Source organism: Brachymonas sp. J145 (genome assembly GCF_036312245.1).
GTDB classification, from domain to species: Bacteria; Pseudomonadota; Gammaproteobacteria; order Burkholderiales; family Burkholderiaceae_C; genus Brachymonas; species Brachymonas wangyanguii.
On sequence record NZ_JAZDCI010000001.1, the window covers coordinates 255,288 to 268,172 of the forward strand.

At 65.9% G+C, this 12,885-nt stretch carries 13 protein-coding genes; 10 read left to right on the top strand and 3 right to left on the bottom strand.

Annotated features, from left to right (window positions below; translation table 11 throughout):
* Window positions 1-117: 117 nt before the first annotated feature.
* The 4 genes from V1261_RS01195 (at window position 118) to V1261_RS01210 (ending at window position 3,602) form a co-directional block, all read left to right on the top strand.
* Window positions 118-1,113, top strand: coding sequence for a LysR substrate-binding domain-containing protein (locus tag V1261_RS01195; RefSeq protein ID WP_329769557.1), 996 nt, complete (start codon window positions 118-120; stop codon window positions 1,111-1,113).
* A 38-nt stretch (window positions 1,114-1,151) separates the two neighbouring features.
* On the top strand, window positions 1,152-2,033 hold the full coding sequence (gene ubiA, locus V1261_RS01200) for a 4-hydroxybenzoate octaprenyltransferase (RefSeq protein ID WP_329769559.1): 882 nt from the start codon (window positions 1,152-1,154) through the stop codon (window positions 2,031-2,033).
* A gap of 48 nt (window positions 2,034-2,081) precedes the next feature.
* Entirely contained in the window at window positions 2,082-2,435 is a 354-nt protein-coding gene (locus V1261_RS01205; RefSeq protein WP_329769561.1) for a hypothetical protein, read from the top strand.
* 69 nt (window positions 2,436-2,504) lie between these two features.
* The gene (locus V1261_RS01210) at window positions 2,505-3,602 is read left to right on the top strand and encodes a methyltransferase regulatory domain-containing protein (RefSeq protein WP_329769563.1); all 1,098 of its coding nucleotides are present in this window, start codon (window positions 2,505-2,507) and stop codon (window positions 3,600-3,602) included.
* Between the two features lie 8 nt (window positions 3,603-3,610).
* Here the strand turns inward: V1261_RS01210 and V1261_RS01215 are convergent, their stop codons facing one another.
* The 3 genes from V1261_RS01215 to V1261_RS01225 all read right to left on the bottom strand — a co-directional run bounded on the left by V1261_RS01215 (window position 3,611) and on the right by V1261_RS01225 (window position 8,030).
* Window positions 3,611-4,255: a LysE family translocator gene (locus V1261_RS01215; protein WP_329769565.1), complete on the bottom strand. Its 645-nt coding sequence runs from the start codon at window positions 4,253-4,255 to the stop codon at window positions 3,611-3,613.
* Between the two features lie 115 nt (window positions 4,256-4,370).
* Window positions 4,371-6,689, bottom strand: coding sequence for an NADP-dependent malic enzyme (locus V1261_RS01220; protein WP_329769567.1), 2,319 nt, complete (start codon window positions 6,687-6,689; stop codon window positions 4,371-4,373).
* 126 nt (window positions 6,690-6,815) lie between these two features.
* Window positions 6,816-8,030 carry a lytic murein transglycosylase gene (locus tag V1261_RS01225; RefSeq protein WP_442877943.1) on the bottom strand — a complete coding sequence of 405 codons (1,215 nt, stop codon included), beginning with the start codon at window positions 8,028-8,030 and terminating at the stop codon, window positions 6,816-6,818.
* A gap of 132 nt (window positions 8,031-8,162) precedes the next feature.
* Here V1261_RS01225 and V1261_RS01230 point away from each other — a divergent pair, with 132 nt between their 5' ends.
* The 6 genes from V1261_RS01230 to V1261_RS01255 are packed head-to-tail and all read left to right on the top strand — an operon-like array spanning window position 8,163 to window position 12,866.
* On the top strand, window positions 8,163-9,188 hold the full coding sequence (locus tag V1261_RS01230) for a KpsF/GutQ family sugar-phosphate isomerase (protein WP_329769570.1): 1,026 nt from the start codon (window positions 8,163-8,165) through the stop codon (window positions 9,186-9,188).
* A 1-nt stretch (window position 9,189) separates the two neighbouring features.
* Entirely contained in the window at window positions 9,190-9,747 is a 558-nt protein-coding gene (locus V1261_RS01235; protein ID WP_329769572.1) for a KdsC family phosphatase, read from the top strand.
* Window positions 9,744-10,445, top strand: coding sequence for an LPS export ABC transporter periplasmic protein LptC (gene lptC / locus V1261_RS01240; protein WP_329769573.1), 702 nt, complete (start codon window positions 9,744-9,746; stop codon window positions 10,443-10,445). The genes V1261_RS01235 and lptC overlap by 4 nt, the downstream gene beginning before the upstream one ends.
* Window positions 10,442-11,284: an SDR family oxidoreductase gene (locus tag V1261_RS01245; RefSeq protein WP_329769574.1), complete on the top strand. Its 843-nt coding sequence runs from the start codon at window positions 10,442-10,444 to the stop codon at window positions 11,282-11,284. Before lptC ends, V1261_RS01245 begins: the two co-directional genes overlap by 4 nt.
* Window positions 11,284-11,964, top strand: coding sequence for a chorismate--pyruvate lyase family protein (locus tag V1261_RS01250; protein ID WP_329769811.1), 681 nt, complete (start codon window positions 11,284-11,286; stop codon window positions 11,962-11,964). The genes V1261_RS01245 and V1261_RS01250 overlap by 1 nt, the downstream gene beginning before the upstream one ends.
* 59 nt (window positions 11,965-12,023) lie before the next feature.
* A complete protein-coding gene (locus V1261_RS01255) occupies window positions 12,024-12,866 on the top strand; it encodes an alpha/beta hydrolase (RefSeq protein ID WP_329769576.1) in 843 nt (280 codons plus the stop codon).
* Window positions 12,867-12,885 lie beyond the last annotated feature (19 nt).

Sequence of the window (12,885 nt, forward strand, 5' to 3'; positions counted from 1 at the left end):
AGGGTATATCCTGATACATCCGGCCCGGCCGGGGCAATGCCTGCGCCAGCCCATGCCCACGCACGGGTTTGCTACCATGGGGCCTGATCATCCTACTACCAGCCAGGCACCAGCGTCATGACCCTTACCGAACTCAAGTACATCGTTGCCGTTGCCCGCGAAAAGCATTTCGGCAAGGCCGCCGAAGCCTGCTTTGTCACGCAGCCAACGCTGTCGGTCGCGGTCAAGAAGCTGGAAGAGGAGCTCGACGTCAAGCTGTTCGAGCGCAACGCCAACGAGATCTCGCTGACGCCGCTGGGCGAAGACGTGGTGCGCCAGGCGCAGGTGGTGCTGGAGCAGGCCAACCTGATCCGCGACATTGCCAAGCGCGGCAAGGATCCGCTGTCGGGCCCGCTGCGCCTGGGCATCATCTACACCATCGGCCCCTACCTGCTGCCCGACCTGGTACGCCAGAACATGGCGCAGACGCCGCAGATGCCGCTGATCCTGCAGGAAAACTTCACCGCCAAGCTGCTGGACATGCTGCGCTCGGGCGATATCGACTGCGCCATCCTGGCCGAACCGTTCCAGGACACCGGCCTGGCCACGGCACCGCTGTACGACGAGCCATTCTGGGCCGCCGTGCCCAGCACGCACGCGCTGGCCGAGGCAGAATCGGTCGATCCCGACATGCTGCGCAGCGAAAACATGCTGCTGCTGGGCTCTGGCCACTGCTTCCGTGACCATGTGCTCGAAGTCTGCCCCGAATTTGCCCGCTACTCCAGCCATTCCGACGGCATCCGCAAGAGCTTCGAGGGGTCCTCGCTGGAAACCATCAAGCACATGGTGGCTGCCGGCATGGGCGTAACGCTGGTGCCGGCGCTCAGCGTGCCGCCTGAAAAGCTGGAAGCGCATGCCGCTGGCAAGCCCCTGCCCAAGCCGCGCAAGCCGCTCCGAAGCGATCAGGATCACACCGATGCCAGCTTCATCCGCTATGTCCCTTTACATGGCGACGTGCCAAGCCGCCGCGTGGTGCTGGCCTGGCGTCGCAGCTTTACCCGCTACGAGGCGATTGCCGCGCTGCGCAACGAGGTCTATGCCTGCCGTCTGGTCGGCGTGCAACGGCTGACCTGACACCCGGCGGTCATGCCGGCGTCATACAATCGGCAGCCATGCAAGACAAAATCCGACTTTACCTGGACCTGATCCGCTGGAACCGTCCGGCCGGCTGGCTGCTGCTGCTGTGGCCAACCCTGGCCGCCCTGTGGCTGGCGGCACGCGGCTTTCCCGGCTGGCACCTGCTGCTGGTGTTCACCGCTGGTACCATCCTGATGCGCAGCGCCGGCTGCTGCATCAACGACGTTGCCGACCGCGATTTCGACCGCCACGTCAAGCGCACCGTCAACCGCCCGATCACCAGCGGCCGCATCAGCGTCAAGGAAGCGCTGCTGGTCGGCCTGGTGCTGACGCTGATCGCCTTTGCGCTGGTGCTCACCACCAACACGCTGACCATCCTCTGGTCGATCCCGGCCGTCATCGTCACCATCATCTACCCGTTCACCAAGCGCTTCTTCTCGATGCCGCAGGCGGTGCTCGGCGTCGCCTACAGCATGGGCCTGCCGATGGCCTTTGCCGCCGTACTCAACAGCACGCCATCCGTCGTCTGGTGGCTGCTGGTCGCCAACCTGTGCTGGGTGCTGGCCTACGACACCGAATACGCCATGGTCGATCGCGACGACGACCTGAAGATCGGCATGAAGACATCGGCCATCACGCTGGGAAACTGGGACGTGCCGGTGATCATGCTCTGGTACGCCGCACATACGGCGATCTGGTGGACCGTGCTGTGGCAGTACGCCGGCCTGGGCCAGGCCGATGCGCCGGGCTGGAAACTGGCCATCTGGGGCATCACCCTGCTGGTCGCGGTGGCCCAGGTGCTCTGGCACTACGCGCTGATCCGCACGCGCGCGCGTGAGCGCTGCTTCCGCGCCTTCACACAGAACCACTGGATCGGTTTTGTGGTGTTTGTGGCGACCGTAGCGTTGATCCACTGAGGCCCTGGCTAATAATGGTGGCCAGCAAGTATCCACAAGGAATCTCCCATGGCAACCTGGTCCGAAGGCTATGTCAGTGACATCGGCTACACCTATGGCTATTACCCGTACCTGAACCCGGCGCAGCTGGCGGTTCCCTTCCTGCAGGCCGGCCTGGCTTTCCCGGAGATCCGGCAGGCCTGCGAGTTCGGTTTTGGTCAGGGCATAAGCCTGAACGCCCATGCGGCTGCCGGCACGGCCCAATGGTATGGCACGGACTTCAATCCGCATCACGCCAGTTTTGCCCGCGAGCTGGCCGAAGTCACCGGCAGCCAGGCCCAGATCTTCGACCAATCCTTTGCCGAATTCTGCAGCCGCAGTGATCTGCCCGATTTCGATTTCATCGCGCTGCACGGTATCTGATCCTGGATTTCCGACGAGAACCGCGCGCACCTGACTGACTTCATCCGGCGCAAGCTGCGCCTCGGTGGCGTGCTTTACATCAGCTACAACGTGCTGCCCGGCTGGTCAGCCCAGGCGCCAGTACGCCACCTGCTGGCACAGCATGCGGCGGTCATGGGTGCCCCGGGCGAAAACTCGGTGCAGCGCGTCAATGCCTCACTGGAGTTTTGCGGCAAGGTACTGGAGCACAGCCCGTTCCGGGCGCAACTGCAGCCACTGCTGGACAGTCTGGCGGAGCAGAACCGCCACTATCTGGCGCATGAATACTTCAACCGCGACTGGGCGCCGATGCACTTCTCGGACATGGCCAACTGGTTGACGCCGGCCAAGCTCAACTATGCCGGATCAGCCCAGGCCTTGCACAATCTTGATACGTTTGACCTGCGACCGGATCAGCGCGAACTGCTGGCAGGCATTGGTGATCCACTGTTCCGGGAAACCGTGCGCGACTATCTGGTCAATCGCCGCTTCCGCACTGACCTCTGGGTCAAGGGCGCACGTCGCCTGAGCCCGGCCGAGGTGGCACACCGCTGGGACCAGCAGCAAGTGCAGTTGCTGCAAGCCCGCGACCAGGTGACACTGACCCTGGACACGGCACAGGGCAAGCTGCAGCTATTGTCCCAGTACTATGAGCCGGTCCTCGATCTATTGGCCGACCTGCGCCCTCATGCGGTTGCCGAGTTGCGCGATGCCTTGCGCGACCGTGTCATGCCCAACGACTTGCACGAAGTCCTCGCGGTACTGCATGGCAGGCAACAACTGGCCCTGGTGCAGAATCAGGCGCAACAGGAAGCCGTCAGTGCGCGCTGCCAGGCCTTCAACCAGTACATGCGCACTCGTGCCATGACCAATGGCGACATTGCCTGTCTGCTCAGCCCGGCCACCGGTGGCTGCTTCACGGTCGGCCGCCTGCCGCAAGTGTTCATGGAAGGCTGGCGCAAGGAAGCGCTACGCGATGCCGAGCAACTGGCCGACTATGCCTGGAACATCCTGCAGCCGCAAGGTCAGCGCATGATGCGTGACGGCCAGGTGCTGGAAGCCGAAGCCGACAACCTGCAGGAGCTGCGCAAGCTGGCAGAGGCTTTCCTGAACGAGCTGCCACGCTATCAGGCCCTGCAGCTGGTCTGAGTTCGCCCTCAGGTCGTACGCCGCTGCACAAAGAACAGGCTGAGCCCCAGCAGCACGAACACCGCCCCAAAGCTGCGGTTCTGCCAGCGCACCGCGCGCGGCGTCACCAGCAGCTTGCGCAAGGCCTTGCCGCTGAAGGCATAGCCGTGCATGACCACGATATCGGTGATGACCATGGTGGCCGCCATGACCAGCAGCTGCATCGCCACCGGCCGCTCCGGCTGCAGGAACTGTGGCAGCACCGCCACCATGAAGACAATGCCCTTGGGGTTAGTCAGGTTGGTCAGCATGCCGGCCATGAAGCGCTGGCCCCAGCCGCCACGCGCCTCTTTCAGCGCGTCTTCCACGGCATGGCCTTCGAGCATGCCGTGCTGGCTGCGCCATTGCTTCACGCCCAGGTAGATCAGGTAGAGTGCACCCAGCACCTTGAGCAGCCAGAAGGCCGTTTCGGACGCCACCAGCAGCGAGCCCACGCCCAGGCCGGCGATCAGCAGCACGCCCATCAGCCCGGCCTGCAGGCCCCAGATGGTGGCGCTGGTGGCACGCACGCCATAGACGCTGCCATGGCTGATCGACAGGATCGCGCCCGATCCGGGCGACAGCGAAATCAGCAATGACGCCATGGCAAAGGCGATCCAGGTCTGGGGTTCCATCAACTAGCTCCGGCAATCGGAAAAAACAGGACACAAACGACAAGGGGAACTGCTGGCAGCTCCCCTTGCGTGGATGACGTGGCTGCCAGCTTGCGCTGGCAGCCGTCAGGCGCGCTTACTTGGCGCGGCGTGCGTTGGCACCCACCACCGCCAGCGCGGTCTGGTTCAGCACGCGGCGCATGGTGGCGCTCGGCGTCAGGATGTTGGCCGGTGCGGCTGCGCCCAGCAGCATCGGGCCAATCGTCAGGCCGTGGCCGCCGGTGATCTTCAGCACGTTGAACAGGATGTTGGCGGCGTCCAGGTTCGGGCAGATCAGCAGGTTGGCGCTGCCGTTCATCTGGTTTTCCGGCAGGAAGCCATTGCGCAGCTCGGAGCTGAGCGCGCTGTCACCCTGCATCTCGCCTTCGCACTCGATGCCCGGCGCCAGCTTGCGGAAGGCCTGGTAGGCCTCGCGCATCTTCACCGCGCTGGCGCGGTTGCTGGTGCCGAAATTGGAATGCGACAGGAAGGCCACGCGCGGCTCGATGCCAAAGCGCTGCACTTCCTTGGCTGCCAGCAGCGCAATATGCGCCAGCTCTTCGGCCGTGGGGTTCTCGTTGACGTAGGTATCGGCCACGAACAGCGTCTGTTTTTCCAGGATCACGGCGTTCAGCGCAGCGAGCTTTTCGCCGGACTGGGTACCGATGATGTTGTTCACGGTTTCCAGGTGCTTGTCGTAGCTGCCGATGGTGCCGCAAACCATGGAGTCGGCATCGCCGAGCTTGACCGCCAGCGCCGCGATCACGGTATTGCTGCGACGCACGGCAATCTTGGCGGCTTCGGGCGACACGCCATGGCGGCCCATGCAGCGGTGGTACTCCTCCCAGTAGCTGCGGAAACGCGGGTCGTCTTCGGGATCGATCACGCCCACGCCCTCACCGATGCGGATATGCAGGCCGAGCTTCTGGATGCGGCTCTCGATGATGTCGGGGCGGCCGATCAGGATCGGTTCGGCAATGCCGTCATCCAGCGCCTGCTGGGCGGCGCGCAGCACGCGCTCGTCCTCACCCTCGGCGTAGGCGATGCGCTTCTGGCCGGCCGGCACGCTGCGCGCGCTGTTGAACACCGGGCGCATGAACATGCCGGTCTGGGTGACAAAGGTATTCAGCGAATCGCGGTAGGCGCGCAGGTCTTCGATCGGGCGCGTGGCAACGCCGGACTCCTGCGCCGCCTTGGCCACGGCCGGGGCAATGTGCAGGATCAGGCGGCTGTCGAACGGCTTGGGAATGATGTATTCCGGGCCAAAACTCAGCTCCTGGCCGACATAGGCATGCGCCACTTCGTCGCTGACTTCCAGCTTGGCCAGCTTGGCGATTTCGTGGACGCAGGCCACCTTCATCTCTTCGGTGATGCGGGTTGCGCCGCAGTCCAGCGCACCGCGGAAGATGTAGGGGAAACACAGGACGTTGTTGACCTGGTTCGGGTAGTCGGAACGGCCAGTCGCCACGATGCAGTCCGGACGGGCCGCCTTGGCCACTTCAGGACGGATTTCCGGATCCGGGTTGGCCAGCGCCAGGATGATCGGCTGGCTAGCCATGGTCTTGACCATGTCGCCGCTCAGCACGTTGGCCGTGGAGCAGCCCAGGAACACGTCAGCATCCTTGACCACGTCGGCCAGCGTGCGTGCGCCGGTATCCTGCTGCGCGTAGCGCTGCTTGGAAGCATCCATGCCGCCCGGGCGGCCTTCGTAGATCAGGCCCTTGGAGTCGCAGACGAAGATATTCTCGCGCTTCACGCCCAGCGCCACCATCAGGTCCAGGCAGGCGATGGCGGCAGCGCCGGCACCGGAAGCCGCCAGCTTGACCTCGCCAATCTGCTTGCCGACCAGTTCCAGGCCGTTGATCAGCGCCGAGGAAGAAATGATGGCGGTACCGTGCTGGTCATCGTGGAACACCGGGATGTTCATGCGCTCGCGCAGCTTCTGCTCGATGTAGAAGCATTCGGGCGCCTTGATGTCTTCCAGGTTGATGCCGCCCAGCGTCGGCTCCAGCGCCGCGATGATGTCGACCAGCTTGTCCGGATCGCGCTCGTCGAGTTCGATGTCGAACACGTCGATGCCGGCAAATTTCTTGAACAGGCAGCCCTTGCCCTCCATCACCGGCTTGCTCGCCAGCGGGCCGATATCGCCCAGGCCCAGCACGGCGGTACCGTTGGTGATCACGCCGACCAGGTTGCCGCGCGAGGTGTAATCGGCTGCCTTGGACGGATCGGCCTCGATGTCCAGGCAGGGCACGGCCACGCCGGGCGAATAGGCCAGCGACAGGTCACGCTGGTTGACCAGCGGCTTGGTCGGGTTGACGGAAATCTTGCCCGGAGTAGGCCAGCGGTGATAGTCACGCGCCGCTTCCTTGAAGCCAAGATCGGTAGGGGTTTGGGTGTCGTTGTCTGTAGTCATTTTTGTAGGGTAGTCGTCAAGACGTGGTGCCGGGAATGGCCCGATTCAAATTGTTGCACAAGTCAACTCAGGCCGTGACCACAACTTGCCATGCTGAACGCAATGCTGTGGTCATTCGACGCTGGCTCAGCGCTGCTGGCGCAAGGCCGTCAGCAGGCGCTGGCCGGCGCGGCCATTGCTCGTCATGCCCAGGCGCGTCTGCTCGGCGCGGATCGCGTCGCGCGTCTTCGCTCCGATCATGCCGTCGGCTGTGCCAATCGCGTGGCCACGTGCCAGCAGCAGGGTCTGCAGCTCGCGGTTTTCTGCGCGCGACAGGCCGGGGTCATCAGTCGGCCAGGCCTGGATGAAGCCGACGCGGTTGCGCTGTCCGTCCACCAGCGTGGACAGCTGGGCAATCGCCAGCGCGTAGTTCTCGCTGGCGTTGTAGCTGTAGAGCGTGTCAAAGTTCTTGCCGACCAGGAAAGCCGGGCCGTTGCGGCCTGCCGGCAGGAGCAGACCGGCACTGGCCATGGTGCGCGGCAGCGCGCCACCGCCATCGGCCAGGCGCAGCCCCTGGCTGACCCAGTAGTCCATGCCGCGCTTGTTGCGGCGGCCGCTCACGGCTGGCGTGTAACCGGCCGGCAGGCGCACCTCGTAGCCCCAGGTCTCGTTGCTGCGGTAACCGGCCTTGCGCAGGAAGTTGGCGGTCGAGGCCAGCGCATCCGGCACGCTGTCGACGATGTCGCGGCGGCCATCGCCATCAAAGTCCACTGCCGTGCTCAGGAAGGTGCTGGGCATGAACTGGGTCTGGCCAAAGGCACCGGCCCAGGAGCCGGTCAGCTTTTCTGCGGGTACATCGCCGCTTTGCAGGATGCGCAGGGTATTGGCAAACTCGGTGCGGAAATAGCTCTGGCGACGGCCTTCGCAGGACAGCGTGGCCAGCGAGTTGAGCAGCGGACGGCCGCCCAGGTTCTGGCCAAAGTTGCTCTCCACGCCCCAGACACCCATCACCATGGCCGGCTCCACGCCATAGCGCTGCTGGATCTGGCGCAGCGTCGGCAGCCATTTCTGGTAGGCAGCGCGGCCATCGGCCACGCGCTCCTGGTCCACCAGCACCGCCAGATAGTCCCACACCGGCATGGTGAACTCCGGCTGGCGGTTCAGCAGCGGCAGCACCGTGGCATCGGGCTGCAGGCCGTTGGTATAACGGGCAAAGGTGGCAGCACTGACCTGACGGAAGGCCGGGGTTCGCTGCAGATTCGCCAGGCAGCTGCGGAACGCGGCCTCGTTGATCTGCGGCGGCGCTTCCTGTGCCTGCGCCAGCCCGGCAGTGGCCAGCAATGTCAGGGGCAGGCTACGGATGGCCCAGCGGCGGATGCGGGAAAAGGGATACTGCACGGCTTGCTCCAGATCATGTCGATGCCCACATCATAATGATACTTTCCGCTGCATGTGACCTCTGGCGCTACCGTGGCCAATCGCTACAATTCCCGCATGACTTCCGATACCGCACGCTCCCATCCCGCCAGCACGCTGGAGCCGCAGCACGCCCTGCAACTGGCACAGCAGGCCTTCGCCATCGAGGCCGATGCGCTACGCGCCTGCAGCGACCGCCTGCTGCAGACCCAGGCCGGCGACGCCTTCGTCCAGGCCATGCGCACCATCCTGCAGGCCCAGGGCCGCGTGGTGGTAATGGGCATGGGCAAGAGCGGCCATGTCGGACGCAAGATTGCCGCCACGCTGGCCTCCACCGGCACGCCGGCGCTGTTCGTGCACCCGGCCGAAGCCAGCCATGGCGATCTCGGCATGGTGCGCGAGGTCGATGTGGTGCTGGCCATCAGCAACAGCGGCGAAAGCGACGAGCTGGCGCGCATCCTGCCGGTGCTCAAGCGCCAGGGCGTGCCGCTGATCGCCATGACTGGCGGCCTGCAGTCCAGCCTGGCCAGGCATGCCGATATCGTGCTCGACAGCAGCGTCGCCAAGGAAGCCTGCCCGCTCAACCTGGCCCCGACCGCCAGCACCACGGTGCAGATCGCGCTGGGTGATGCACTGGCCGTCGCCTTGCTGGATGCGCGCGGCTTCAAGGCGGAAGACTTTGCGCGCTCGCACCCCGGTGGTGCACTGGGCCGCCGCCTGCTGACCACCGTGGCCGACGTGATGCGTCCCGGTGCCGACGCCCCGGCCGTGTCTCCGGATGCCGACTTCGGCACCGTGATGCAGGAAATGAGCGCCAAGGGCCTCGGTGCCACACTGGTGGTCGATGCCGATCGCAAGGTGATCGGCATCTTCACCGATGGCGACCTGCGCCGCCTGCTCACCGCCGGTACCGATGTGCGCCCGCTGCGCGCCGCCGACCTGATGCACCCGAACCCGCGCAGCATCCGCCCCGATGCCCTCGCCGCCGATGCCGCCCGCCTGATGGAGGACTATCGCATCAGCAGCCTGCCGGTGACCAACCCGGATGGCACGCTGGCCGGCGCCCTCAACACGCACGACCTGATGCGTGCCAAGGTGATCTGACATGCACAGTCCCGCCCTCACCCTCGACCCCGCCCTGCTGCTGGCGGCACAGCCGGTGCGCATCGTGTTTTTCGATGTCGACGGCGTGCTTACCGACGGCGGCCTGCTCTATACCGAGAGCGGCGAAACCCTCAAGCGCTTCAACACGCTCGATGGCCACGGCCTGAAGCTGTTGCAGAAGGCTGGCATCACGCCGGCCATCATCACCGGCCGCGACTCCGCCCCGCTGCGTACGCGGCTGCAGGCGCTGGGCGTGCAGCATGCCGTGTTCGGCACCGAAGACAAGCTGCCTGCGGCCGAGCGCCTGCTGGCCGAGCTGGGGCTGGACTGGTCGCAGGCCGCCGCCATGGGCGACGACTGGCCGGACCTGCCGATGCTGGTCCACGCCGCCTTTGCCGTGGCCCCGGCCAACGCCCATGCCGAAGTGCTGGCGCGTGCGCATTACGTGACGACGCGCCCGGGCGGCCAGGGTGCCGTACGCGAACTCTGTGACCTGCTGCTGCAGGCCAGCGGCCGTTACGCCAGCCTGCTCGCGCCCTACCTGGGTTCCGCCACATGAGCCCGACCATCGATCCCACCACCGGCCAGCTGCGCGCCCCCGAGGTGCCGCAGCGCAGCCTGAGTGACCACAGCGCCCCGGAAAAGACGCTGGACCGCGTGCTGCGCATTGGCACCGACTTCCTGCCGCTGGTACTGCTGGCGCTGCTGGTGCTGGGTACCACCTGGCTGGTGCGCAGCATGCCGGCAGACGACAGCGGCCGTGCCGCGCCGCCTTCCGACAAGCCTGATTACTACCTGAACAACTTCCAGATCCGCTCCTACGATGCCGCCGGCGTGCTGCGTGCCGAAATCGCCGGTGACCATGGCGACCATATCCCGAAAGGGGATCTGCTGCGTGCCAACGGTATCCGCAGCTACCACCTGTCGGAAGATGGCGAAGTCACGCGCGCCAGTGCGAATACCGGCGTGGCGGACCGCCAGGCGGAAACCGTCGAACTGCAGGGCCAGGTGCGCGTCACGCGCGGTCCGCTGGATGGCGGCAACCAGCCCCAGCTGCAGTTTGAGAGCGACACCCTGCACATCCTCGAAGGTGGCAAGCGCCTGGAGACCAACCAGCCGGTGCGCCTGACGCACGGTCCGCAGGTCACGGTGCAAGGCACCGGCATGCAATACCAGCACGGGCAGCAGACCGTCAACGTCCAGGGGCGCGTGCAGGCCACGTTCGAGGCGGCACGCCCGGCCACGCAGCAGCCATGAGCCTGGCTGCCGGCACCAGCACGGCGGGCAGCAGCCCGCTGGTCTTCATCACTGGCGCTTCCAGCGGCATGGGCCAGGCACTGGCGCTGCAGTACTACCAGCAGGGTTGGCGTCTCGCGCTGGTAGCGCGCCGCGTCAGCCAGATGCAGGACTGGATGATGCAGCACGCCATCGACCCGGCGCGCTGCCAGCTGTTCCCGGCCGATGTCAGCCAGCCCGACAGCATCATCGCTGCCGGCCAGGCCTGCCTGGAGCAGCTCGGCCTGCCACAGATCGTCATCGCCAATGCCGGCATCAGTCACGGCATGGATACGGCCGAGCACAGCGATATCGCCGTCATGCAACAGATTTTCGCCACCAACGTGACCGGCATGGCCGCCACTTTCCACCCCTTTGTCACGCCGATGCAGCAGCGCGGCAGCGGCCACCTGGTCGGCATCGCCAGTGTCGCCGGCGTGCGCGGCCTGCCCGGCCATGGCGCCTACAGCGGCAGCAAGGCCGCCGTCATCGCCTACTGCGAAAGCCTGCGCGGCGACTTGCGCGGCACTGGCGTGCAGGTCACCACCCTGCTGCCAGGCTATATCGCCACGCCGATGACGGCAGGCGACCAGTTTTCGTTGCCCTTTCTGTTGACGGCCGAAGAGTTCGCCCAGCGCGCACGCCGGGCGATTGCCCGCGGAGACCGCTCGCGCGTGATTCCCTGGCAGATGGGACTGGTCGCCAGCCTGATGCGGGTGCTGCCCGATGCGCTGTGGGACCGGGCGCTGGCGGGCCGCCCACGCAAGCCGCGCCTGCACGATCCGGCACAATTGCCAGCCTCGCCCGGAGACGAGGCGTGATGGACAGCCGCCCCAACCTGCCGCTGACACCGAATCCGCTGCTCAAGCGCATGCGACAGCGTCCGATTGCCGCACGCACCCGCAAATGGCTCAACGCCGAGGGCTCGCTGACGCGCCGGCTCAAGGCGGTGTGCGAGACGGTCAGCATCCAGATCCTGCACCAGCGCCAGGCACCGCTGTGGCCGGTCGAGAAAAAAGCGCTAGGCCGCCAGCGCTACCAGCAGGGCAGCTCCACCCATGTGCGTACCGTGCTGCAATGGTGCGGATCGCCAGACGAGTCCTTCCCCGGCGTGTTTGCCCGCTCTGCCGTGCTGGCACCGCAGGCCCGCCTGTCCTGGGGCAGCCTGCGCGGCCTGGGCGACCGGCCGCTGGCGCACCTGCTGTTCGTCGCACCCGGCATTCGCCGCACGCCGCTGTTCTACCAGTACGATCCGCCGCATGCACCCGAAACACGCCATGTGCTGCGCCAATGGCAGCAACAGGCCGGCGAGCACGCCGACCGGCTGCCGCAGCGCGGCATCTGGCGCCGCTACTCGGTGTTCCTGCACCGTGGCGCCCCGCTGATCGTGACCGAATGGTTCGCGCCGGAAGTGCTGGACTGGCCGATCGACCACAAGAAGCTGACACCGATACGCCGGCTGCAGCCACGCATCCAGAGACAGCAGCACCGCCGCGCCTGAGCAGCTTGCCGCCCAAGCTGGCAGAATAAAAGGATTGCAGTATTTTTCCCGAGCGCCCCATGAGCACGCTTACCGCCCCGCCGGGCCAGATCGTCTTCTCGCACGGCAACAGTTTTCCCGCCGGCACCTACAACGTGCTGCTGCGCCAGCTGGAGCAGCAAGGCCATACGGTGTACGCCATCGACAAGTACGGCCACGATCCGCGCTACCCGGTGAGCAACAACTGGCAGTACATGGTGCAGCAGCTGATCGATTTCTGCGCTGCCCTGCCCGATCCGCAAGGCCGGCCACGCTACCTGATCGGCCACTCCATGGGTGGCATCCTGAGCTTGATGGCGGCCGCCCGTGTACCGCAGCTGGCACAGGCCGTGCTGATGCTGGACTCTCCGGTGTTCGGCGGCTGGCGCGCCGCCTTGCTGCGCCTGACCAAGCAGACTGCACTGACCCAGCGCCTGTCACCCGGTGCCACCAGCCACCGCCGGCGCCAGGAGTGGCCGAGCGAGGACGCGGTGCTGCAGCACTTTGCCGCCAAGCCGGTGTTTGCCAGCTGGCATCCCGATGCCCTGCGCGACTACATCCGCCATGGCACCGAGCTCTCACCGAGCCTGGAGCTGCCACTGCGCCGCACGCTGGCGTTTGACCGCGACATCGAGACCGCCATCTACAACACCTTGCCCGACAACCTGGATCTCTGGCTGCGCCAGCACCCCTTGCAGGTACCTGCCGCCATGATCGGCGGCAGCCGTTCGCGCGAACTGCGCCAGGTCGGCATGGACACGCCGCGCCGCATCACCCAGGGCCGCATCTATCTGCTGGATGGCGGCACCCACCTGTTCCCGCTGGAGCAGCCGGAACAGACCGCCAGCCTGGTCAGCCGCGCGCTGGCCGAGTTGCAGCACTAGGCCCTGGCGACAGACAACA